Source organism: Roseovarius sp. D0-M9 (assembly GCF_037083805.1).
GTDB lineage: Bacteria > Pseudomonadota > Alphaproteobacteria > Rhodobacterales > Rhodobacteraceae > Roseovarius.
Map to the genome: position 1 here is coordinate 50,006 of NZ_JBAPKZ010000013.1, position 20,570 is coordinate 70,575.

Here is a 20,570-nt window from a genome sequence, read left to right on the forward strand (position 1 = left end):
GCCAACAGTTCGAAGAATGTAAAAATGCAAATCCATCAACACGCCAAGCTGTCCGTTGCACCCATGATGGATTGGACAGATCGCCACTGCCGCCATTTGCACCGGCTGCTCAGCCGTCATGCGCTGCTCTATACCGAGATGGTCACCGCGCCGGCGCTGGTGCGGGGTGGGGCGGTGCATCTGCTGGATCATGGGCAGGCCGAGCATCCTGTCGCGCTTCAATTGGGCGGATCGGATCCGGCCGAGTTGGCCAGGGCCGCCCGGCTGGGCACCGAGGCGGGCTATGACGAGATCAACCTTAATGTCGGTTGCCCCAGTGACCGCGTGCAATCGGGCACCTTTGGCGCCGTCTTGATGAAGTCGCCGGAGCTCGTGGCCGAATGCTGCGAGGCGATGCGCGCCGCCACGTCGCTGCCGGTGACGGTCAAATGCCGGATTGGCGTTGATGATCAGGATCCCGCGACAGTCCTGCCGCAGTTCATCGCGCGGATCGCCGCAGCGGGCGTGACACGTCTGACGATCCATGCGCGCATGGCGTGGCTCGCGGGGCTTAGCCCCAAGGAAAACCGTGATATTCCGCCCCTCGATTATCCGCTGGTGCACGAGATGAAGGCGCGCTTTCCTGCGCTGCATCTGTCGGTCAATGGCGGGATCGGTAGCCTCGATGAGGTTGAGGCGCATCTGAGCGCGGGGATGGACGGCGTGATGATCGGGCGCGCCGCCTATCACGCGCCGGCGCAGATCCTCTGCGCCGCCGACCGCGTGATCTTTGGCGCGCAAACGTCCGACAGCACGCCCGAGGACGCGGCCCGCGCGATGATGGAGTATGCAGAGGCGCATCTGGCGGGCGGCGGGCGGCTGAACCAGATCACACGGCACATGCTGGGTCTGTTCGCGGGGCGGCCCGGTGCGCGCGCCTGGCGGCGGATGCTGTCGGAGGGCGCGCATCTGCCCGGTGCGGGCCCCGAGTTGATCGAGACGGCGCTGGGCCGCCTCGAGGAGGCGCAGGCAGGCGCGGAATCCGTTTGCGCCCATGCGGCAAACCCGGTCTAAGACATCTCGGACCCGGCGCCGGGGTGCCTCGAGGCGCGCTGGCATCCCCCGCGCGCAATGACAGGAGACGCCTCATGCCCGATCCCACCCTCTTGATGGCCATGACGGCCATGCTGCTTGCGATCGGTGCTTTCGCAGGCGTGCTGGCAGGGCTTTTGGGGGTTGGCGGCGGTATCATCCTTGTTCCGGCGTTTTTCTATGCGTTCAGCACCTTGGGTTACGGCGGCCCACAACTGATGCAGGTGTGCCTTGCCACATCGCTGGCGACGATCATCGTGACCTCCCTGCGCTCGGTTCTGGCGCATCACCGCAAGGGTGCAGTCGATTGGGACATCCTGCGCAAGTGGTCGCCGGGGATCGCCATCGGCGCCGTTCTGGGTGTCATCGTCGCGGCCGGGCTACGCTCGGGCACGCTTCAGGGGATTTTTGGCGTGCTGGCGTTCTTTGTCGGCATCTACATGACCTTCGGCAGTGCCAAATGGCGGCTGGGCGCGGTGATGCCGGGCGGGCTGCGCCGTGCGATCATGTCCCCCATCGTCGGCTTCTTGTCGGTGCTGATGGGCATAGGGGGCGGCAGTTTCGGTGTGCCGCTGATGAGCCTGCACTCCGTCCCCATTCACCGCGCGGTTGCGACCGCCGCAGGGCTGGGCGCGGCCATTGCCGTCCCGTCGGTCATAGGCTTTCTGATGGTGACGGTCGCGCCCGAGGGGCGTCCGCCCTTCACGCTGGGTGCCGTCAATGGCCCGGCATTTCTGATCACGATCGCGATGACGCTGATCACTGCGCCGCTGGGAGCAAAGCTGGCGCATGCGATGGATCCAAAACCGCTCAAGCGGGTGTTCGGCGTCTTCCTCACGCTGATTGCGCTCAACATGCTGCGCAAGGCGCTGGGCTATTGACAGGGGCGTTCGGCACAAAGGGCGCAGAGGGCGCTCTGGCGGCCAAGGGTTGGGTGCGCTTTGGACATGACGCAGGGCTGTCGCGCTGGGCTGAATTCGCCAAAACCGCCGCGCTGGAGCGTATGGCAGAGCCTGCCCACCGCGCAGAGTGGCTGCAATGCGGCGGCACGTGGTTCGTCGGCGTCGATACTCTGAGTAATGACAGCAGGGGCGATGTCGCGGGCAGTGGGCCACTGCCCGGGCCGGGGTATGAGGCCGCGCGGGCCGCCTATGGCGATCTGCCGCTGCACGCAGGTCAGGTCTCGGTTGTCTGGCCGGGCTACCCTCAGCCCCGCAAGGATGAAAGCGAAGCGGCGTTTCTCTATCGCCAGCGCCGGGATGCAGCCCACGTCGATGGCCTTTTGGCGGTGGGCGCGTCCCGCGCGCGTATGTTGAAGGAACGCCACGCCTACATCCTTGGCCTGCCTCTGACGCCGGTCGGCGCGGGCGCCAGTCCCCTTACAGTCTGGGAGGGCAGCCACGAGGTGATGCGCACGGCCTTTGCGTCGGCTTTGGAAGGCGTCCCGCCCGAGGACTGGGGGGAGGTGGACCTGACCGAGATCTACAAGGCCGCCCGCCGCGATGTCTTTGCGCGCTGCGCGCGTATCGCGGTGCCTGCCCAGCCGGGTGAGGCGGTGCTGGTGCATCGGCTGGCCCTGCATGGCGTGGGCCCATGGGAAGAGGCGGCAAGCGCGCCGCCCGAGGGGCGCATGATCGCCTATTTTCGCCCTGAATTTCCCGGTCTGGGCGATGATTGGCTGACAGCGCCCTAGCAGGGGAAGCGTCGCCATAGCGCGCCAGAACGGCACCGCTGGTGGCGTCGCCTGACTTGCCGCCGGGTGCCCGGCCGCATATTCTAGCTTCAAACCGACCAAGGATGAATCAAATGCCAAGACTTCCGCTTTTTGCCTCCGCCGCGCTGGCCTTTTGCACTCTTGGGGCTACCGGCCCCTCGCAGGCTGAAACCAGTCTTTCGCTGCCGTTGCCTCTGGGCCGCGATGGATCGATCCAGGCGATGCAATACAGCTGCGATGACGGCACTGAATTGTCGGTGCAATATGTCAGTGCGGGGTCCAACAACCTCGCTCTGATCCCTCTCAAGGGCGAGACGCGGATCTTTGTGAGCGTGCTTTCGGGATCTGGCGCGCGCTATGTGTCGGGCCCGTCCGAGTGGTACAGCAAGGACGGCGAGGCAAGGCTGAGCGATGAGTCGAGCGATGCATCCGCCGTGACCTGCGCATCCGCCAGTGAGTGACGCGGGCGCGGAATAATGCTTGCGGGGCCGGGAAATCGCGCCCTCTTTACCACACCTGAATAGTGCGCTGGCCTCGGACGGCGCGGACCACCCAAGACGCCACAAGAGGGGCCCTGAAGCGTTTCGCGAAGTTTCGCCTTTTGCTGATGCCTCAGGTTAAAGGCGAAACGCTTTAGACGCCGTGCTCCAGCCGGGCGGCGCGCCCGCCGCGCCGCTTGCGCAGAAGGCGGGCGCGATCCGGCAGTGCGGCCATGATCTCGGCGCGCTCACCGTCCGTCATTCTGGACCAGCGGGCGATCTCGTCGATGCTGCGCAGGCAGCCGGTGCAAAGGCGCGCTTCGGGATGGACCACGCAGACGCGGATGCAGGGGGATTGCACCTCGGTCCGCGTCCAGACGGGCGCGCCCTCCGGTGATCCGTCCGGCTTTTCGCTTCCGCCCATCATTGCGCGCTCCTCATATGGCCCAAACGGTCCAGCACACCTTGGAGGATATACGACGCCGCGATGTTGTCGATCACCTCGGCGCGACGTTTGCGTGACGTATCCGCCTCAAGCAGCGCGCGCTCGGCGGCAACTGTGGACAGCCGTTCATCCCAATAGCCGATGGGCAGATCGGCCATGCCGGGCAGGCGGGCGAAATTTCGCGCAAAGGCGCGGGTCGATTGGCAGCGTGGCCCCTCGCTGCCGTCCATGTTGCGCGGCAGCCCGAGGATGAGGCCGCCGATCTGGCGGGCCTCGATGATCTGCGCCAGACGCGCGGCATCCACACCGAACTTCTTGCGCCGCACCGTCTCGATCGGGCTGGCCACGGACCAAAGACCGTCCGATACGGCCACCCCGATCGTCTTGTCGCCCAGATCCAGCCCCATGAGGGCGCGCATGGGCGGCAGCGCGGCGGCGAACTCGGTGATGTCCTCATGGATCATTGGGTGCCCTCGGAGGTTTCGGGTGCACTGTCTTGCGGTGCCGCATCCTGAGGTGCACCTTCCAGACCCGCCCGCGACGCGGCCTCGTCCAGAAGGCGCGTTGCGTCGTCTTGGCCGGCGAAGTTCAGGCGCGCTTCGTCCAGAATGGTTTGCGCGCGTTCCGTCTCGCCCAGCACGCCCAAGGCCACCACAAGTCGCGCCCAGTCCTGTGGCGGGCCACCCTCGCTTCCCAGACGCGCCAACAGGTTATCGACCATGCTGCGAATGAAGGTCTGGCGCTCCTCCTCGCTCATGTCATCGGCGGCCTCGACCTGCTCGGGCGTGGGGCCCGCCGCCGCACCGGAACTGCCCGCCTCGGGCAGTGTGTAGTTGATCCCGGCGCGATCTGCGGCCCCCACGATCTGCTCGCGCAGCGGTGCGACCCAAACGGCATCCGGGGGACTGTCATTCAGCAGCGCCTCCCACGTGCGGAAGGCCGCATCGGGCCGGTCGACCTGAGAAAAGTAAACGCCCAAGTAATAGCGCGCCTCGGCTTGCGAGGGGTCCAGCGACAGCGCGGTGCGCAGGCTGGCCTCGGCCTCGGCCGAGACATAGCCGCCCGCCGCAGTGATCATCAGATCGGCCAGAAAAGCGTGATCGGCAGCCGTGGCCTCGCCCTCTTTCGCCGCGATCAACTGCTCCTGCGCGGCGCGGGCGGCGCCCGTATTGCCAAGGCTGGCCTCATTGCGCGCCAGAAGGGCAAGGCCGCGCAGGTCGCCGGGCCGCGCCTCGACGGCCGCGCGCAATTGCACCATGAGCTGCGCGAAATCCTCGGGTGGCTCCACGGACTGATCACCGGGGCCAAAACGATCCTCGGCCTCGGCCTGGCTCAGCCGATCGGCGCGCGCGGCGTCCGATGCGGCAAGGCGCCCGGCGCGGGGCTGATCGACGTAGCCCGGCGCGCCCAGTTGTCCGTAGATCCATATGGTGCCGCCGGTCACCGCCACGACCAGAAGCGCGGCCATGACCTGACCGGCGCGGCGCGGTTGGCCGCCATCGGCGCCATAGGCACGGATCTGCGCATCGGCGGCAAGAATGCGCCGTGACACCTCGGCGCGGAGGCGGCCGGCTTCGGTCTGGGAGATGACGCCGCGTGCCAGGTCCTTGTCGACGCCGTCCAGTTGAACGCGGTAGATCTCCAGATCATAGGCCGCAGGCGGTGCCGTGCTGACACGCCCGCGCATCAGCGCAAGCGCGATAAGCGCGCTGGCTCCCAATGCCAAGGCGGCGGCGACGATCCAGAACATCATGGCGGCTCTCCTGCTATCCCTGTCCACATAACGGCGCGGCGCGCCCGGCGAAAGGGCCGATGCGTGCCGTTCTTGTCGCACCCGGCGCCTTTGGAGGGCCATTGAAAGGCCACTGGTAGCGCGCTGGCGGGTCAGGGACCGCAGGCGCGGCGCCATTGTCGCAAATCGCGCGCCCTGCGCCGCACCCGGTATATTGCGATCCTCCCACACGGCGCATACCCTCCCTAACCACGCGAGCCCCCCGCGAATCCATCACCAGAGTGAGACCGCGCATGAAACGCTACTCAGCCTTCGCCGTCGCCCGTGAGGCGCTTCGCAACCACACCGGATGGGACCGCGCCTGGGCCTCGCCCGAGCCGAAGGCGAAATACGATGTCATTATCATCGGCGCTGGCGGTCACGGCCTCGCAACCGCCTATTATCTGGGCAAGAATTTTGGCATCACCAATGTGGCCGTGCTGGAAAAGGGCTGGCTGGGCGGCGGCAATACCGGGCGCAACACGACGATCATCCGCTCGAACTACCTCCAGGATCCCTCGGCGGCGATCTACGAGAAATCCCGCTCGCTCTACGAGACGATGAGCCAGGATCTGAATTACAACGTCATGTTCAGCCCGCGGGGCTGCATGATGCTGGCCCAGACCCAGCACGAAGTCCGCGGCTATGAGCGCACGGCCCATGCCAACGCCTTGCAGGGGGTCAAGACCGAGTTCATCGGCCCCAGCCGGGTCAAACAGCTCTGCCCGATCATCAACATCGACGGGCCGCGCTATCCGGTCTTGGGCGCGCTCTGGCAGGCTCGCGCGGGCACGGCGCGCCACGATGCGGTCGCATGGGGCTATGCGCGGGCGTGCAGCGACATGGGCATGCACATCATACAGAAATGCGAAGTCACCGGGATCGAGCAGGCAAACGGCAAGGTCACGGGCGTGAACACCACACGCGGCGCCATCGGCTGCGACCGGCTGGGCATGGTCGTCGCGGGCCACTCGGGCCACCTTGCCGATATGGCCGGCTTCCGCCTGCCGATCGAGAGCGTCGCCCTTCAGGCGTTGGTGTCCGAGCCGATCAAGCCCTGCATGGACGTGGTCGTCATGGCCAACACGGTCCACGGTTACATGAGCCAGTCCGACAAGGGCGAAATGGTCATCGGCGGCGGCACCGACGGCTATAACAATTACACGCAGCGCGGCGCCTTCCACCACATCGAAGAGACGGTGCGCGCGCTGGTCGAAACCTTCCCGATGGTCGCGCGCCTCAAGATGCTGCGCCAATGGGGCGGGATCGTGGACGTGACGGGCGACCGCTCGCCAATCCTCAGCAAGACGCCCGTCGACGGCATCTTCGTCAACTGCGGCTGGGGCACCGGCGGCTTCAAGGCGATCCCCGGCTCCGGCTGGGGCTTTGCCGAACTCATGGCAAAAGGCCACTCCCCGCTGACGGACGCCTTCGGGCTGAACCGCTTCGTCGAGGGCCGCTTCATCGACGAAAGCGTCGCGGCGGGGGTCGCGCATTGATGGCCACACAGTTCTTCAAAGAATTGCGCCAAGAGTTTTCGAGAACTCCTGCTACCCGGATGACTGGAGATACGACATGCTGATCCTGACCTGCCCCTGCTGCGGCGTGACCGGCGAGGAAACCGAATTTCACGGCGGCGGCGAGGCGCACCTGAAACGGTTCGGGCCCGGCTCGTCCGACGCCGAGTTCCACGACTATCTTTTCTCCAAGGTGAACCCCAAAGGCGTCCACCTCGAGCGGTGGCGCCACAATTACGGCTGCGGCAAGTGGTTTCATGCCGCCCGCGATACCGTCACGCTCGAGGTCTACGGCACTTACGAGGCGCAGACATCCGAGCCGCCTCAGCACATCAAGGATGCCATCACCGCCAAGCGACCCGGCTGGTCGTGGAGGGAGTTCGCATGAGCCTTCATCTTGCTAAAAATACTCGATCGACACCAACCACGCACGCGAGGGCAGGGGCATGAGCACACGTCTGGCAAACGGCGGCCGTCTGATCGACAAGGCGCGCCGGATGGATTTCACGTTCAACGGCAGGCGTCTCAAGGGCTATGCGGGTGATACGATCGCCTCGGCGCTTCTAGCCAATGACCAGATGCTGATGGGCCGCTCGTTCAAATACCACCGTCCGCGCGGTGTGGTCGCCTCGGGTGCCGAAGAGCCGAACGGCCTTGTCGGCATGGGCACGGGCGCCAGCTTCGAGCCGAACCAGCGCGTGACCACGACCGAGCTGTTCGACGGGCTGACCTGCACGAGCCAGAACCACTGGCCGTCGCTCGATTTTGACGTCGGTGCGATCAACACCAAACTGGCGCGCTTTCTGCCTGCGGGCTTTTATTACAAGATGTTCATCCATCCACGGCCCCTGTGGAAGCATGTGTATGAGCCGATCATCCGCAAATCGGCGGGTCTCGGCGCGGCGCCCGAGCAGCGCGATACGGACACGTACGAGCATTTCTATGCGTTCTGCGACGTGCTGGTCGTCGGTGGCGGTATCGCGGGGCTTCAGGCCGCGCGTGCGGCGGGCGAGGCGGGCGCAAAGGTTCTGCTGCTGGAACAGACCGCGCATTGGGGCGGACGCGCGCCGGTGGATGGCGGGATGGTGGATGGCGCGCCGGTCGCCGATTACATCGACGGCCTCGTGTCCGACCTTGCGTCGATGGACAATGTGACCATGCGCAACCGCACCATGGGCGCGGGTGTCTATGACCATGGTTATGCGCTGGGCTACGAGCGCGTGGGCGATCATGCCCCCAAGGCGCAGGGCCCGCGCCACCGCCTCTGGCGCATCCGTGCGGCGCAGATCGTGACCGCAACAGGCGCGATCGAGCGGCCACTCAGCTTTGCGGGCAACGATATTCCGGGCGTGATGCTGGCCTCGGCAGTGCGCGACTATGTGGTCGATTACGGCGTTTCCATCGGGGACCGCACCGTGATCGTCACGAACAACGATGACGCCTATCGCACCGCCTTCACCCTCAAGGAGGCGGGCCTGGATGTGCCCGTCATCCTCGACGCGCGGGTCACGGCGCAGGACAGTGCGCTGATGGCGCAGGCCAAATCGCTGGGCATCCGCGTGCTCATGGGCAGCGGCATCTCGTCGGTTCAGGGGGCCAAGCGCGTGACGGGCGTGGGTGTCTGCTCTCAGGCGGGCGAGGGCGCCGTGCTGGAGGAGATCACCTGCGACGTGGTGGCCATGTCTGGCGGCTGGTCGCCCGTGGTCCACCTTTGGTCCCATTGCGGCGGCAAGCTGATCTGGGACGAGGCGACAGCCGCCTTCCGCCCCGATGCGGGCAAGGCGCCGACCGGCGCCGATGGGCAGGCCTTCGTCACGCCCGCAGGCGCCGCCAATGGCGCCTTTGGGCTGGCCGAAATCCTGATGGATGCCACCTCGGCGGGCACATCTGCGGCCAAGGCGGCGGGCCATGTCGGCGATGCATACGCCGCCCCCAAGGCCGAGACGCCGGAGGAGGCGCCGATGGCCCCCGTCTGGATGATGCCGCAGGGGGCAGGCATCGCCAAGCGCCAGAAGGCTTGGCTGGACTATCAGAACGACGTCAAGGTGTCGGATGTGCAACTGGCCGCACAAGAAGGTTACGAGAGTGTCGAGCACGCCAAGCGCTACACTACCCTCGGTATGGCGACGGATCAGGGCAAGCTGAGCAATATCAACGGTCTGGCGATCCTGTCGGACGCGGTGGGCCAGCCCATTCCGCAGACCGGCACGACCACCTTCCGCCCGCCCTATACGCCCATCTCGATGGCCTCGATCGCGGGCGAGGCGCGCGACGAGCGGTTTCAGCCGATCCGGCGCACGCCGCTCTATGACTGGCACGTCGAGAACGGCGCCTATTGGGAGCCTGTTGGCCAGTGGCGGCGGCCCTACACCTATCAAAAGCAGGGCGAGAGCATAGAGGAGGCGGTTGCGCGCGAGGTCACGAATACCCGAGCCAGCCTTGGTATCCTCGATGCCTCGACGCTGGGCAAGCTGGTGGTCAAGGGCCCCGATGCCGGCAAGTTCCTCGACATGCTCTATACCAACATGATGAGCACGCTTGCCGTGGGCCGCTGCCGGTATGGCCTGATGTGCAACGAGAATGGCTTTTTGATGGACGACGGCGTCGTGGCGCGCCTGTCGGACGATACATTCCTTTGTCACACCACTACCGGCGGTGCCGAGGCGATCCATGGGCACATGGAGGAATGGCTGCAAACCGAATGGTGGACCTGGAAGGTTTACGTCGCCAATCTGACCGAAGAATACGCCCAGATTGCCGTCGTCGGCCCGCGTGCCCGCGAGACGCTGGAGCGGCTGAGCGGTGACGACATAAGCGCCAAGGCGCTGCCCTTCATGGCGTGGAAGGACATCACGCTGGGCGGGATCGAGGCGCGCGTCTATCGCATCTCTTTCTCGGGGGAGCTGAGCTATGAGATCGCGGTCAAGGCGTCGGAGGGCCGCGCGCTCTGGGATGCGCTGATGGCCGCCGGGGCATCGGCGAACATCACGCCCTATGGCACCGAGGCGCTGCACATCATGCGGGCCGAAAAGGGCTTTATCATGATCGGGGACGAGACCGACGGCACGGTCATCCCGCAGGATCTGGGCATGGGTTGGGCGATCTCCAAGAAGAAGGACGACTATATCGGCAAGCGCGCGCAAGAGCGCAGCCATATGACCGATCCCGCGCGCTGGAAACTGGTCGGCCTCGAGACCGTCGATGGCAAGGTGCTGCCCGATGGGGCCTATGCCACCGCCGAGGGGACCAACGACAATGGCCAGCGCGAGACGCAAGGCCGCGTCACGTCGACCTACCATTCGCCCACGCTGGGGCGCGGCATCGCGATGGGCCTTGTGCTCAACGGGCCGGACCGGATGGGCGAGGTGCTGGAATTCCCGCGCGTCGATGGCACGGTGATGCGGGCCAAGATCGTCGATCAGGTATTCTTCGACCGTGAAGGAGAAAAGCAGAATGTCTAACGCAGTCAGCGCATTGAACGGCGCGAGCGCATCGGGATTCGTCCAGATCCGCGACATGGGCCTGCAAGGCATGATCACGCTGCGGGGTGATCTGGCCGAGGTCAAGCTGAAGAAGGTGATCCAATCGGTCACGGGCGGCGACATGCCGGGGCAGGGCCATGTCGCCCTGTCCAAGACCGGCGGCGCGGCCTGGATGTCGCCCGACGAGGTGCTGATCATGGTCCCCTACGCGGATGTTGCGGACAAGATGGCGGCGATCGACAAGGCGCTGTTCGAGGATCACCACCTGGTCGCGGATGTGTCGGACGCGCGCTGCATGTTCAGCATCACCGGCGACGATGCGCTGGTGCGCGAGGCATTGGCCAAGCTGGCTCCGGTGGATTTCAGCCCTGCGGCCTTCAAGGTGGGCCAGTTCCGCCGCTCGCGCATGGCACAGGTGCCGGCTGCGATGTGGATGGCAGCCGAGGGCGATGCGCGCGTCGTCTGCTTCCGCTCGGTCGCGCAATATGTCTTTGACGTGCTCAAGGGCGCGGCGGCTCCGGGCAGCGAAGTGCGCTATCTGGCCAAGTGAGCGGCGCGCGGCCGCCTGTCGGCGTTTTGAGGCCAAATCAGATGGGCGCGCCCGAACTGCCCGGAACCGACCGCGCGCTCTTGACGTTCCACCCCCAAGGCTACCATCTAGGAGCCATAGGATTTTTCACTTAAAAGGGGGCCAACCCATGACATTCCAACTTCCCGATCTTCCGTATTCGCACGACGCACTGGCCGACAACGGCATGAGCCGCGAGACGCTGGAATACCACCACGACATCCACCACAAGGCCTATGTCGACAACGGCAACAAGGCGATTTCGGGCACCGAGTGGGAGGGCAAGACCCTTGAGGAGATCATCAAGGGCACCTACGACAAGAATGCGGTGGCGCAGTCGGGGATATTCAACAACATCAGTCAGTTGTGGAACCACAATCAGTTCTGGGAAATGATGAGCCCCGGAGAGTCCAAGATGCCGTCCGAGGTCGAGACTGCGCTGAAAGAGAGCTTTGGCAGCGTCGATGATTTCAAGAAGGAATTTGCCGCCGCTGGTGCCGGTCAGTTCGGTTCGGGCTGGGCGTGGCTGGTCAAGGATGCCGATGGCAGCCTCAAGGTCACCAAGACCGAAAACGGCGTGAACCCTGTGTGCTTCGGCCAGACGGCGCTCTTGGGTTGCGACGTGTGGGAGCATTCCTATTACATCGACTTCCGCAACAAGCGCCCCGCCTATCTGGACAACTTCCTGAACAAGCTGGTCAATTGGGAAAACGTCGCAAGCCGCATGTAACCTGCGCCAGAGATCAGCACGTCACATCAGCCCCCGGTGGATCGCACTGCCGGGGGCTTTTTCGTGCGCCGGAGGAACCACCCTCCGCACCCGGCCGTTTTCCCTACAGATTTCAACGCGAAAAGGAGGAGACCATGGCAGAGCGCAAGCGCTCCAAGGACGGCCACCGCGAAACCGAAGAGATCATCGGCGAGGCGGCGGATATTTCGCAATCAGGCCGCCAAGGCGGTGATCTAGAGCGCCGGGTCGCCACCCGCGACGAGGAAAAGCGCGCCAAGGAAAAGCCCGCTGGCGCCACCCGCGTCACCGGGCAGGACAGCCGCGAGACCGGGCACGCCCCCGAGGAGGACACGTAAATGGCCGAACTGAAAACAGGCACATGGGTGCTGATCTGCGATGGGGAAAAGGCGCTGTTCCTGCGCAATGATGGCGATGCGCAAGCGCCTGACCTGAACGTCGTGCGCATCGACGAGCAGGACAACCCCAAGGACATCGACCAATCCGCGAACCGCCCCGGCCGCATGAACGACGACGGACCGGGTCACCGCTCGGCCTATGATGATACCGACTGGCATGAACTGGCCAAAGAGCGATTTGCCTCGGACCTCGCGGATCGCCTGTATAAACAGGCGCATCGCGGCGCATATGACCATATCGTCATCGTCGCGGCCTCCAAGACATTGGGCGCGCTGCGCGGCGAATTGCACAAGGAGGTCGCCGCCAAGGTGATCGCCGAGATCGACAAGGATCTGACCAACCATCCGCTCGACAAGGTCGAGCAGATGATCAAGGCCGAGCTGGCCAAGAAGTAACGCGGCGGTCGGCGCGGGGCCTCTGGCTGGTGCCCGCGCCGATCTTGCGTGTGCGTCCCTCTTTCTAACGCTGCCGCCCTCGGCTATGGGGGAATGGCAAAGCAGGACAGAGAAGGGGCCATCCCATGACAGATGAGGTCAAAGGCGTCCTCGCCATGATCGGCGCCTGCACTGTCTGGGGCCTTTCGGGCATTTATTACAAGCTTCTGGACGATGTTCCCCCCATCGAGATCCTATGCCACCGCACCTTCTGGGGCTTCATCTTCTTTCTATGCGTGCTGGCGATTCAAGGGCGGCTGCGCGCCTTGCCCATGGCGCTGAACACACCGCGTACATTTGGCATCGTCGCCATCGCCGCCTTCATGATCTCGCTCAACTGGTTCGTGTTCATCACGTCGATCCATCTGGATCATGCGACCGAGGCGTCGATGGGATATTACATCTTTCCGCTGGTTGCCGTCCTTGCCGGGGCGGTCTTCTACAAGGAGAAGCTGAACCGCCCGCAGCTGATCTCGGTCGCGCTGGCGACTGTCGCGGTGACGATCCTGTCGTTCGGCTTGCAGGTGGCCCCTTGGGTCGCGCTGATCCTGGCGTTTTCCTTTGCCGTTTACGGCGTGGTCAAGAAGAGCCTAGCAACCGGTCCCGTCGTCTCGGTCACAGCCGAGGTGGCGGTATTGTCCCCTTTTGCCATCGGCTGGCTTGCGGTGATCCATTCCCGCGGCGAGGGGCATTTTGGTGCCGAGCTTACGACGACGCTTATGCTGATGCTGGCGGGGATCATCACGGCTATCCCGCTGATCCTCTTTTCCTATGCGGCGCGGCGGGTCTCGATGGCGTCGATCGGCCTTGTCCAATACCTGAACCCGACTTTGCAGTTTCTGGTGGCGACCTTGATCTTTCGTGAGGTTTTCACCCTCTGGCACGCCATTGCCTTTGCGCTGATCTGGACGGCGCTGGCGATCTACACCGCCTCGTCCTGGCGCCGGGGCAGGGCGGCGCGCAAGGCCGCGAGGGCGGCGGCCACATCCGGCACCGCCCTGTAACCCTCCGACAAGTCCGTTCCGGCAAACCCTTCGGCCACGACATGCTCAAGCAGTGCGATCAGCGGCTGCCAATAGCCTTCCACGTCGATCAGGATCACGGGCTTGTCGTGCAGGCCCAGTTGGCGCCATGTCAGCACCTCGAACAGCTCGTCCAGTGACCCGCCCCCGCCCGGCAAGAGCGCGATGGCGTCGCAGTTCATGAACATCACTTTCTTGCGCTCGTGCATCGTCTCGGTGACGACGCGGGTGCCGGTGACGCCCGCGCGTGCCTCCAGCCCGACCAGATGCTGCGGTATCACCCCCAGAAGGTCGCCCCCGGCCGCCTGAGCGGCGCGCGCGCAGCGGCCCATGAGCCCCACATCGCCCGCGCCATAGACCAGACGCCAGCCCGCCTCGGCGATACCGGCCCCCAGCGCATCGGCGGCGGCGCCATAAACGGGCCGCGCGCCCTCGCGTGCGCCGCAAAAGACACAGATTGACAGATCGCTCATGGTGCGGTGGCCCTTTCGTGCAGGAGTGTTTTGACGCGTGTTAGCCATGTTGCTAGGGTCCGGCAACCCGGACCAGTGTGCCATGACATGCGCGTGGGTCATGCCCTTTTGCATGATCGGGCTGTCGTGAAGCTATCGGGAAGCTGTCTGGGGAACTATTCGGAAGGTGTCTGCGGGATGAGCATCAACGCAACCAAGCGCCCCGCCGTCTGGATCGGTGCAGGCGCCGCCATCTTGGCTGCGACCATTGCCGTGCTCTATGTGGGCGGTGCCATCGGACCGCGTGACGCGGCGCTGACCCGCGATGAGGCGGGGACGGGCGAGGCCAAGGATCGCGCCGAAAGCGCGAGCGCGCCGCAGAGCGCCGCGGAAGATCAGACGACGCCTTCGGATCAGCCGGATGATGCACGCGCAGCCGAGAACCAGCCTGCCAAGGCGCCATCCGAAAAGCCGCAGGAAACGACCGAGGAAAGGGCCGAGCCTGCCGGGGAAGACACCCGCGAGGCGGCATCCGCCGCCCCCGACGCACCGCAGGCCCCTAGGATCGACGTCTTCCGGCTTGAGCCGGACGGCACGGCCCTCGTCGCCGGGCGCGCGGCGCCTGGCTGGCAGGTCTCTCTTCTACTCGATGGCGCGTTGCTTTCCAGCTTTGAGTCTGGCACCGTCGGCGCCTTTGCCGAGTTTGTCGAGGTGCCGGGCAGCACCGCACCGCGTGTCCTGTCGCTCACCATGACCGGCCCGGACGGGGGCGGACATATCGCTGGCGAGACCGAAATCATCATAGCGCCCACGCCGCAGATCGCGCTGAAGAGCCAAGGCAGTTCCGCGCCTTCGCAAGCGGACACGCCCCGCGCCGCGCCCGATGAGTCCGGCCCTGATGAGCTTGCCCGCGATGAGCCCGGCGCAGAGACTGCCACCGACACACCGGAAACGGACGGCGAACCAACCAGCGAAGAGGCCGCATCCGCGTCCACCTCCACACTCGCGGCCACGCAGGAGGCGGCAGATGCGCCGCCTGCAGATCAGCCGCCGCGCAGCGCGCCGGGCCTTGTAGCTCTTGAGCCCGGCTCGGATATGCCCGCCGGCACGGACGATATCGCGGCCCGGCCGGCCATCGCGCGTGAGATAGCGCGCGAGACCCAAGGGGATGCCGCGCCGGTGGAAGAGCCTCAAACAGGTATCGAGGCGCAGCAAGAGGCGGAGGGCCAGCCTGCCACGTCACCCGGCGCCGCGCCCCTCGCACAGACGCCGCCGCAGCCAGGGGGCCTGGCGTCGGCCGAGCAAACCGATGAGCAGACCGATGAGCAGGCCGGCGCTCCAGCCCCCTCTCCCACCGTTCTCATGGCCGATGCAGACGGCGTGCGCGTTCTGCAATCACCCGGCGCCGCGCCCGAGGTCATGTCTTCCGTCGCGCTTGATTCCATCAGCTACTCCAGCGATGGCGCCGTGCAGCTGTCGGGCCGCGCCGCCGGCACCGGCTTTGTGCGCGTCTACCTAGACAACACGCCGATCACGACCTCGCGGATCAGCGAGGCTGGCACATGGCGCACCGATCTGCCGCAGGTCGACACCGGCGTATACACCCTGCGCATTGACGAAGTCAGCCCCGAAGGCCTCGTCACCAGCCGGGTCGAGACCCCGTTCAAGCGCGAGGATCGCGCCCTTCTGGCCGAGTTGCGCGATCAGAACGCATCCACCGGCGCCCCTACCACATCCGTTCCGGAGGCGGTGGGGGCGCCCTCGGGCACGCAGGGCGCGCCCCAGCCCGACACACAGCCCGCCCAGCCGCTTGTCCGCGCGATCACGGTTCAGCCCGGCAATACGCTCTGGGCCATTTCGCGCGACACTTACGGCGAGGGCATTCTCTATGTGCGGGTCTTCGAGGCAAACTCCGACCGTATCCGTGACCCGGACCTGATCTATCCCGGCCAGGTCTTCGAACTGCCACAATAAACCTTTCATTGTTCTGAAAATACTCATTCTACCGTTGCATCAAGCACATGACGCTTGCCGCATCGCCCTGTCGCGACTGGATATCCCGGCGTTTGCGGCCTAGATGTGACCTCTCGCCACACGCAAGGGACCTTCATGCGCCAATCACCTCCGTCCGACTCTTCTGCGGCTTCAGCGTCCGGCTGGGCGACCATCCTGCGCGTCGCGCCCTATGTGTGGCCGCGAAAGGAGGGCGGCTGGGTCAAGCGGCGGGTCATACTGGCGCTTGCCGCGCTGGTCGCGGCCAAGCTGATCGCGGTCGGCACGCCTTTCTTTTACAAGGCGGCGGTCGATACGCTCTCAGGTGAGGGCACGGATCCGGCCTGGGCGCTGGGCGCGGGGGCCATCGGGCTGACCGTCGCCTACGGCATGGCGCGCCTGATGAATACCGGCCTGCAACAGCTGCGCGACGCGCTCTTTGCACCCGTTGGCCAGCGTGCGCTGCGCAAGGTGGCACTGCGCACCTTCCGGCACATACACCGCATGTCGATGCGCTATCACATCACGCGCAAGACTGGCGGTCTCAGCCGCATCATCGAGCGGGGGGTCAAGGGCGTCGACTTCCTGCTGCGCTTCCTCCTGTTCTCGATCTTTCCGCTGATCCTCGAATTGTTCCTCGTCGGCATCGTCCTCTGGGCAGCCTTCGATTTCTGGTATCTTTTCGTGGTGGTCGTGGTCATCGCGCTCTATGTCGCCTTCACGTTCAAGGTCACGGAATGGCGTGTGAAGCTGCGCCGCGAGATGAACGATCAGGACACCGACGCCAATCAGAAGGCAATTGACAGCCTGCTCAACTACGAAACGGTCAAGTATTTCGGCGCCGAAGAGCGCGAGGCGGCGCGCTACGACTTCGCCATGGAGCGGTATGAGAGCGCGGCGGTGCGCACCTCCTACTCGCTGTCATTCCTCAATTTCGGCCAATCCCTGCTGATCACGGCGGGCCTTGTCATCGTCATGGTCATGGCCGCCATCGGCGTGCAGAACGGCACGCTGACCGTGGGCGATTTCGTCATGGTCAACGCCTACATGATCCAGATCACCATGCCGCTGAACTTTCTCGGCACCGTCTACCGCGAGATTCGGCAGGCGCTGGTGGACATGGGCGAGATGTTCGGTCTTCTCGATCAGGCGCCCGATGTGACGGATGCCAAGGATGCCAAGGTGCTGCATGTGACGGGCGGCAAGGTCGAGTTGCGCGATGTCCATTTTGGCTACGACACTGCGCGCGCGATCCTCAAGGGCATTACCCTGACTGCCGAGCCGGGGCAGACCGTTGCCATCGTCGGGCCCACAGGGTCGGGCAAATCCACCATCGGCCGCCTCATGTTCCGCTTCTACGATGTCTCGCAGGGGGCACTCTGCATCGACGGGCAGGATATCCGGGATGTCACCCAGTCCAGTCTGCACGACGCGATCGGCGTCGTGCCGCAGGACACTGTCCTTTTCAACGACACCATCGGGTATAACATCGCCTATGGCCGCGGCGGTGCCACGCAGGACGACGTGATCGCGGCGGCCAAGGCGGCCTCGATCCATGACTTCATCGTCTCGCTGCCCGATGGCTATGACACAACCGTTGGCGAGCGGGGGCTCAAGCTGTCGGGCGGGGAAAAGCAGCGGGTCGGCATCGCGCGGACCCTGCTCAAGGATCCGCCCATCTTACTGCTGGACGAGGCGACAAGCGCGCTCGATACCGCGACGGAGCGTGACATTCAGGACGCACTGGCCCGCGCCGGGCAGGGCCGCACCGTTCTGATGATCGCGCACCGCCTCAGCACCGTGGCCGATGCGGACAAGATCGTGGTGCTGGATGATGGCCACATCGTCGAGCAGGGCAGCCATGCGGAACTGCTGGAGAAGGACGGGCGCTATGCGGGTCTGTGGTATCGCCAGCAATCGGACGAGGCGGCCTGATGCCGCAAAAGGACTACCCCCAGACCCCGGATGGGCGCTACTTCGTCTCTCGCGGGCGGCTCTGGCGCTGCACGGATCCTGGCCTTGAGGGCAGCGAGCGGCGCGCCGCGATCAAGGCGTTGATGAAGGCGCGCCGCGCGGTTCAATTGGCAGGGGATGATGCCGCCGCCGAGCGCGCGGCGCGCGCCGATGTCGATGCGGCCAAGCGCGCGCTGGGGGAACGCGGGCCGGTCTGGTGGCAGGACGGCGCACCTGACGAGGGCGGGCATCACCCCAAGAACTCCAACTATGCCGCGTGGTGGGCGGCGCTGGGCGAGGCGGAGCAGGCACGCGGTAGTTGAAATCCGGGTGCCCAGAGGCTGTGGCCCATGATTTGTCGCCGCAGTGCCATTGTTTGGTCTGAAGTCAGGGGCATAAGAATTGGGAACGAAATATGCGACATCATGGGCCTTATGAACAGAGACACATTTGCAAGTGATCACGAACGGAAAGCGCAGCGCGTGCCGCGGTTTCCTATGAGGGCGGTCTTGCTGCCAGCGCTCTTGCTGGCCGAGCTTGTCGTGATTGCGCTGCTGTTCCAGCTTGCGACACCGATCGAGTGTCGCCTGACCGGCATGGCACTGGCCTGCCGGGCGCTGCGCGGCGTTGCCGTCAGTCTGATGTGCCTTGCCGCGCTTTTGGGGGTCTATCTCTGGGCGGCAACCTCTGCGCGGCATGCCTTGGCGGGCTTGCTGCGCGCGCCGGCGCAGGGCTGGCATTGGCAGGCGCTGCATGTCTTGGGCGCCGTGCTGATGCTGCTGCCGGTTGTGCTGATCCCGTCATCGGGGCTCAACGATGCCTTTGGTGCCGTCTTTGCACTCTTGATACTAGGCGGCGCGATGGCCGCTGTCGGGGGGCTCTTCTGGCTGGCGCCGCCCGCGGCCTGGTGGGATTGGACGCGGGGACGGTGGCCTGTTCTGCTGATGCTGTTTCTGGGCGCGGCACTTTTGCCGATGGCGGCCGCCGCCGCTGGACCGCTTTGGTATTGGCAGCGCTTGACCGAGGTTACCTTTGCCGGGGTTGCGGTGCTCTTGTGGCTGATTGGCGAGCAGCCAGTGGGCAATCCGGCCACCCAAGTGCTCGGCACCGGTGATTTCATCGTGGCGATCGCTGACAGCTGTTCGGGCGTCGAGGGTTTTGCGCTGATCACCGCCTTTCTGGCGCTCTATGCTTGGCTTTTCCGCGATACCCTACGGATGGCGCGGTTTTGGGCCGTCATCTGGCCCGCCGCGTTGCTGGCGTCATGGCTGCTGAACGTGGTGCGCATCGCCGTGCTGGTCTGGATCGGGGCACATGTCTCGCCCGATCTGGCGGTTGGCGGATTTCACAGCTTTGCCGGGTGGCTGTTTTTCACGGCGTTGGCGCTCGGGGTTCTGATCGTGGCCTCGCGTGTGCGCTGGCTGCACCGGGAGGTGGGCCAGACACCCTCGGTGCCGCTGTCCGGGGATCTGGCGGCGGCGCTGATCGTGCCATTCATCGTGTTCATGGCCTCGGGCGTCGTCGCGCAAACCTTTTGGAGCGATCCTGCCGAGGCCTATCCGTGGCAAGTGGCCGCGATGTTTGTCGCACTCTGGTGGGCGCGGCGCCCCTTGATTGGCCTGATTTGCGTTCCCTCCGTCCTCAGTATCGGCGCGGGGCTGCTGGTGGGGGCGGTCTGGCTGGCACTCGCCGAGGGCCAAGGTGGCGGGGCGCCGGCGCTGGCTGGCGCGGCGCTGGTGGTCTGGATCGGGGTGCGCGTCATCGGTACGGCCCTGTTTGTCCCGATCATCGAAGAGGCCTTCTTTCGGGGATATGTGCTGGCGCGGATTGCGGATGACAGGCTGATCTGGCGGATCGGGGGCATCGCCGTGTCCTCGGCGCTCTTTGCGCTCTTGCACGGTCGCTTTGTCGAGGCAGGTCTGGCGGGTGTGGTCTTTTGCCTGGTGTATCTGCATCGAGGCCGCCTTATGGACGCGGTCATATCCCATGCGGTCGCCAATACCGTGATCGCGGCGGCAGCGTTCTGGTACGGGGATTGGTCGCTGATCTGAGCGCAAGAAAAAGGCCGCCTCGTGGGCGGCCTTTCGTCTTGGATGCGGAGAAATGATTTCAGCCGCGACGGCGGCGACGAATTTCCCAGGCCAACACCAGCGATGCCAGAACCGCGGCACCGGCCAGAAGACCCGAGGATGCATCAATTTCCGGTACGTTGTGCGCAGGCGCGTGGTTGCCGCCTGTGACACGGTCAAAGATATTGCCAAGAAAACCGCCCAGCCAAGAGCTTCTCTCCTGTGCCGAGGCCGCGACTGCGCTCGCCACCAAAAAAGCAGTGGAGGCAGACATGGTTTTGAAAAAAGAAGTCATCGTTACACCCCAGAAATAACTTTTGCTCTCTCTGCGTACATTTTTAGGCACAACTTCGCCACATTTTTCTAGGTGGGGAGGCATAATTCTCCGTCAGCTGGGACCGATTGGAAACAAGCGCTGGAATGTCGGCGCTTTGTTCCAGCCACGACGACAATA

The 20,570-nt window shown here is 65.0% G+C and carries 21 protein-coding genes; 16 read left to right on the top strand and 5 right to left on the bottom strand.

What is annotated here, in order from left to right:
• Positions 1-24 precede the first annotated feature (24 nt).
• The 4 genes from dusA to V8352_RS10500 all read left to right on the top strand — a co-directional run bounded on the left by dusA (position 25) and on the right by V8352_RS10500 (position 3,246).
• Positions 25-1,053, top strand: coding sequence for a tRNA dihydrouridine(20/20a) synthase DusA (dusA, locus tag V8352_RS10485; RefSeq protein ID WP_336424240.1), 1,029 nt, complete (start codon positions 25-27; stop codon positions 1,051-1,053).
• 74 nt (positions 1,054-1,127) lie between these two features.
• A complete protein-coding gene (locus V8352_RS10490) occupies positions 1,128-1,952 on the top strand; it encodes a sulfite exporter TauE/SafE family protein (protein ID WP_336424241.1) in 825 nt (274 codons plus the stop codon).
• A complete protein-coding gene (locus V8352_RS10495) occupies positions 1,949-2,764 on the top strand; it encodes a hypothetical protein (RefSeq protein ID WP_336424242.1) in 816 nt (271 codons plus the stop codon). Before V8352_RS10490 ends, V8352_RS10495 begins: the two co-directional genes overlap by 4 nt.
• 113 nt (positions 2,765-2,877) lie before the next feature.
• Entirely contained in the window at positions 2,878-3,246 is a 369-nt protein-coding gene (locus tag V8352_RS10500) for an MliC family protein (protein WP_336424243.1), read from the top strand.
• A gap of 172 nt (positions 3,247-3,418) precedes the next feature.
• Here the strand turns inward: V8352_RS10500 and V8352_RS10505 are convergent, their stop codons facing one another.
• Genes V8352_RS10505 through ccmI form a run of 3 tightly spaced genes read right to left on the bottom strand, consistent with a single transcriptional unit; the run spans position 3,419 to position 5,462 of the window.
• Positions 3,419-3,691: a DUF1289 domain-containing protein gene (locus tag V8352_RS10505; protein ID WP_442971011.1), complete on the bottom strand. Its 273-nt coding sequence runs from the start codon at positions 3,689-3,691 to the stop codon at positions 3,419-3,421.
• Entirely contained in the window at positions 3,688-4,173 is a 486-nt protein-coding gene (gene ruvX, locus V8352_RS10510; RefSeq protein WP_336424244.1) for a Holliday junction resolvase RuvX, read from the bottom strand. Before ruvX ends, V8352_RS10505 begins: the two co-directional genes overlap by 4 nt.
• On the bottom strand, positions 4,170-5,462 hold the full coding sequence (ccmI, locus tag V8352_RS10515) for a c-type cytochrome biogenesis protein CcmI (protein WP_336424245.1): 1,293 nt from the start codon (positions 5,460-5,462) through the stop codon (positions 4,170-4,172). Before ccmI ends, ruvX begins: the two co-directional genes overlap by 4 nt.
• Before the next feature lie 272 nt (positions 5,463-5,734).
• On the opposite strand from ccmI, the gene V8352_RS10520 reads away from it, so the two are divergent.
• The 8 genes from V8352_RS10520 to rarD all read left to right on the top strand — a co-directional run bounded on the left by V8352_RS10520 (position 5,735) and on the right by rarD (position 13,632).
• Complete coding sequence (locus tag V8352_RS10520) at positions 5,735-6,979, top strand: sarcosine oxidase subunit beta family protein (RefSeq protein ID WP_336424246.1); 1,245 nt, start codon at positions 5,735-5,737, stop codon at positions 6,977-6,979.
• A 76-nt stretch (positions 6,980-7,055) separates the two neighbouring features.
• The gene (locus V8352_RS10525; RefSeq protein ID WP_336424247.1) at positions 7,056-7,385 is read left to right on the top strand and encodes a sarcosine oxidase subunit delta; all 330 of its coding nucleotides are present in this window, start codon (positions 7,056-7,058) and stop codon (positions 7,383-7,385) included.
• A 58-nt stretch (positions 7,386-7,443) separates the two neighbouring features.
• Entirely contained in the window at positions 7,444-10,458 is a 3,015-nt protein-coding gene (locus V8352_RS10530; RefSeq protein ID WP_336424248.1) for a sarcosine oxidase subunit alpha family protein, read from the top strand.
• Positions 10,451-11,029: a sarcosine oxidase subunit gamma gene (locus V8352_RS10535; protein WP_336424249.1), complete on the top strand. Its 579-nt coding sequence runs from the start codon at positions 10,451-10,453 to the stop codon at positions 11,027-11,029. The genes V8352_RS10530 and V8352_RS10535 overlap by 8 nt, the downstream gene beginning before the upstream one ends.
• 148 nt (positions 11,030-11,177) lie before the next feature.
• Positions 11,178-11,777: a superoxide dismutase gene (locus tag V8352_RS10540; RefSeq protein WP_336424250.1), complete on the top strand. Its 600-nt coding sequence runs from the start codon at positions 11,178-11,180 to the stop codon at positions 11,775-11,777.
• A gap of 134 nt (positions 11,778-11,911) precedes the next feature.
• Positions 11,912-12,133 carry a hypothetical protein gene (locus tag V8352_RS10545; protein WP_336424251.1) on the top strand — a complete coding sequence of 74 codons (222 nt, stop codon included), beginning with the start codon at positions 11,912-11,914 and terminating at the stop codon, positions 12,131-12,133.
• Positions 12,134-12,589 (top strand): host attachment family protein, encoded by a 456-nt coding sequence (locus V8352_RS10550; protein ID WP_336424252.1) that lies wholly within the window; start codon positions 12,134-12,136, stop codon positions 12,587-12,589.
• A gap of 125 nt (positions 12,590-12,714) precedes the next feature.
• Positions 12,715-13,632 carry an EamA family transporter RarD gene (gene rarD, locus V8352_RS10555; RefSeq protein ID WP_336424253.1) on the top strand — a complete coding sequence of 306 codons (918 nt, stop codon included), beginning with the start codon at positions 12,715-12,717 and terminating at the stop codon, positions 13,630-13,632.
• Here the strand turns inward: rarD and V8352_RS10560 are convergent.
• Positions 13,551-14,123, bottom strand: coding sequence for a TIGR00730 family Rossman fold protein (locus V8352_RS10560; protein ID WP_336424254.1), 573 nt, complete (start codon positions 14,121-14,123; stop codon positions 13,551-13,553). The genes rarD and V8352_RS10560 overlap by 82 nt on opposite strands.
• Before the next feature lie 177 nt (positions 14,124-14,300).
• Between V8352_RS10560 and V8352_RS10565 the strand changes: the two genes are divergently transcribed.
• The 4 genes from V8352_RS10565 to xrtE all read left to right on the top strand — a co-directional run bounded on the left by V8352_RS10565 (position 14,301) and on the right by xrtE (position 20,098).
• Positions 14,301-16,076, top strand: coding sequence for a LysM peptidoglycan-binding domain-containing protein (locus V8352_RS10565; protein WP_336424255.1), 1,776 nt, complete (start codon positions 14,301-14,303; stop codon positions 16,074-16,076).
• A 135-nt stretch (positions 16,077-16,211) separates the two neighbouring features.
• A complete protein-coding gene (locus V8352_RS10570) occupies positions 16,212-18,029 on the top strand; it encodes an ABCB family ABC transporter ATP-binding protein/permease (RefSeq protein WP_336424256.1) in 1,818 nt (605 codons plus the stop codon).
• Complete coding sequence (locus V8352_RS10575; RefSeq protein ID WP_336424257.1) at positions 18,029-18,370, top strand: hypothetical protein; 342 nt, start codon at positions 18,029-18,031, stop codon at positions 18,368-18,370. Before V8352_RS10570 ends, V8352_RS10575 begins: the two co-directional genes overlap by 1 nt.
• A gap of 174 nt (positions 18,371-18,544) precedes the next feature.
• Positions 18,545-20,098, top strand: a complete 1,554-nt coding sequence (xrtE, locus tag V8352_RS10580; protein ID WP_336424258.1) for an exosortase E/protease, VPEID-CTERM system — start codon at positions 18,545-18,547, stop codon at positions 20,096-20,098.
• A 58-nt stretch (positions 20,099-20,156) separates the two neighbouring features.
• Here the strand turns inward: xrtE and V8352_RS10585 are convergent, their stop codons facing one another.
• On the bottom strand, positions 20,157-20,411 hold the full coding sequence (locus V8352_RS10585) for a VPEID-CTERM sorting domain-containing protein (RefSeq protein WP_336424259.1): 255 nt from the start codon (positions 20,409-20,411) through the stop codon (positions 20,157-20,159).
• Positions 20,412-20,570 lie beyond the last annotated feature (159 nt).

Coding starts and splice junctions, on each gene's coding strand:
- V8352_RS10575 (WP_336424257.1), top strand. CDS start 18,029: ATGCCGCAAAAGGACTACCCCCAGACCCCGGATGGGCGCTACTTCGTC.
- V8352_RS10520 (WP_336424246.1), top strand. CDS start 5,735: ATGAAACGCTACTCAGCCTTCGCCGTCGCCCGTGAGGCGCTTCGCAAC.
- V8352_RS10570 (WP_336424256.1), top strand. CDS start 16,212: ATGCGCCAATCACCTCCGTCCGACTCTTCTGCGGCTTCAGCGTCCGGC.
- V8352_RS10585 (WP_336424259.1), bottom strand. CDS start 20,411: ATGACTTCTTTTTTCAAAACCATGTCTGCCTCCACTGCTTTTTTGGTG.
- V8352_RS10545 (WP_336424251.1), top strand. CDS start 11,912: ATGGCAGAGCGCAAGCGCTCCAAGGACGGCCACCGCGAAACCGAAGAG.
- ccmI (WP_336424245.1), bottom strand. CDS start 5,462: ATGATGTTCTGGATCGTCGCCGCCGCCTTGGCATTGGGAGCCAGCGCG.
- V8352_RS10535 (WP_336424249.1), top strand. CDS start 10,451: ATGTCTAACGCAGTCAGCGCATTGAACGGCGCGAGCGCATCGGGATTC.
- V8352_RS10500 (WP_336424243.1), top strand. CDS start 2,878: ATGCCAAGACTTCCGCTTTTTGCCTCCGCCGCGCTGGCCTTTTGCACT.
- V8352_RS10560 (WP_336424254.1), bottom strand. CDS start 14,123: ATGAGCGATCTGTCAATCTGTGTCTTTTGCGGCGCACGCGAGGGCGCG.
- xrtE (WP_336424258.1), top strand. CDS start 18,545: ATGAGGGCGGTCTTGCTGCCAGCGCTCTTGCTGGCCGAGCTTGTCGTG.
- V8352_RS10550 (WP_336424252.1), top strand. CDS start 12,134: ATGGCCGAACTGAAAACAGGCACATGGGTGCTGATCTGCGATGGGGAA.
- V8352_RS10505 (WP_442971011.1), bottom strand. CDS start 3,691: ATGATGGGCGGAAGCGAAAAGCCGGACGGATCACCGGAGGGCGCGCCC.
- rarD (WP_336424253.1), top strand. CDS start 12,715: ATGACAGATGAGGTCAAAGGCGTCCTCGCCATGATCGGCGCCTGCACT.
- dusA (WP_336424240.1), top strand. CDS start 25: ATGCAAATCCATCAACACGCCAAGCTGTCCGTTGCACCCATGATGGAT.
- V8352_RS10490 (WP_336424241.1), top strand. CDS start 1,128: ATGCCCGATCCCACCCTCTTGATGGCCATGACGGCCATGCTGCTTGCG.
- V8352_RS10565 (WP_336424255.1), top strand. CDS start 14,301: ATGAGCATCAACGCAACCAAGCGCCCCGCCGTCTGGATCGGTGCAGGC.
- V8352_RS10525 (WP_336424247.1), top strand. CDS start 7,056: ATGCTGATCCTGACCTGCCCCTGCTGCGGCGTGACCGGCGAGGAAACC.
- V8352_RS10530 (WP_336424248.1), top strand. CDS start 7,444: ATGAGCACACGTCTGGCAAACGGCGGCCGTCTGATCGACAAGGCGCGC.
- ruvX (WP_336424244.1), bottom strand. CDS start 4,173: ATGATCCATGAGGACATCACCGAGTTCGCCGCCGCGCTGCCGCCCATG.
- V8352_RS10540 (WP_336424250.1), top strand. CDS start 11,178: ATGACATTCCAACTTCCCGATCTTCCGTATTCGCACGACGCACTGGCC.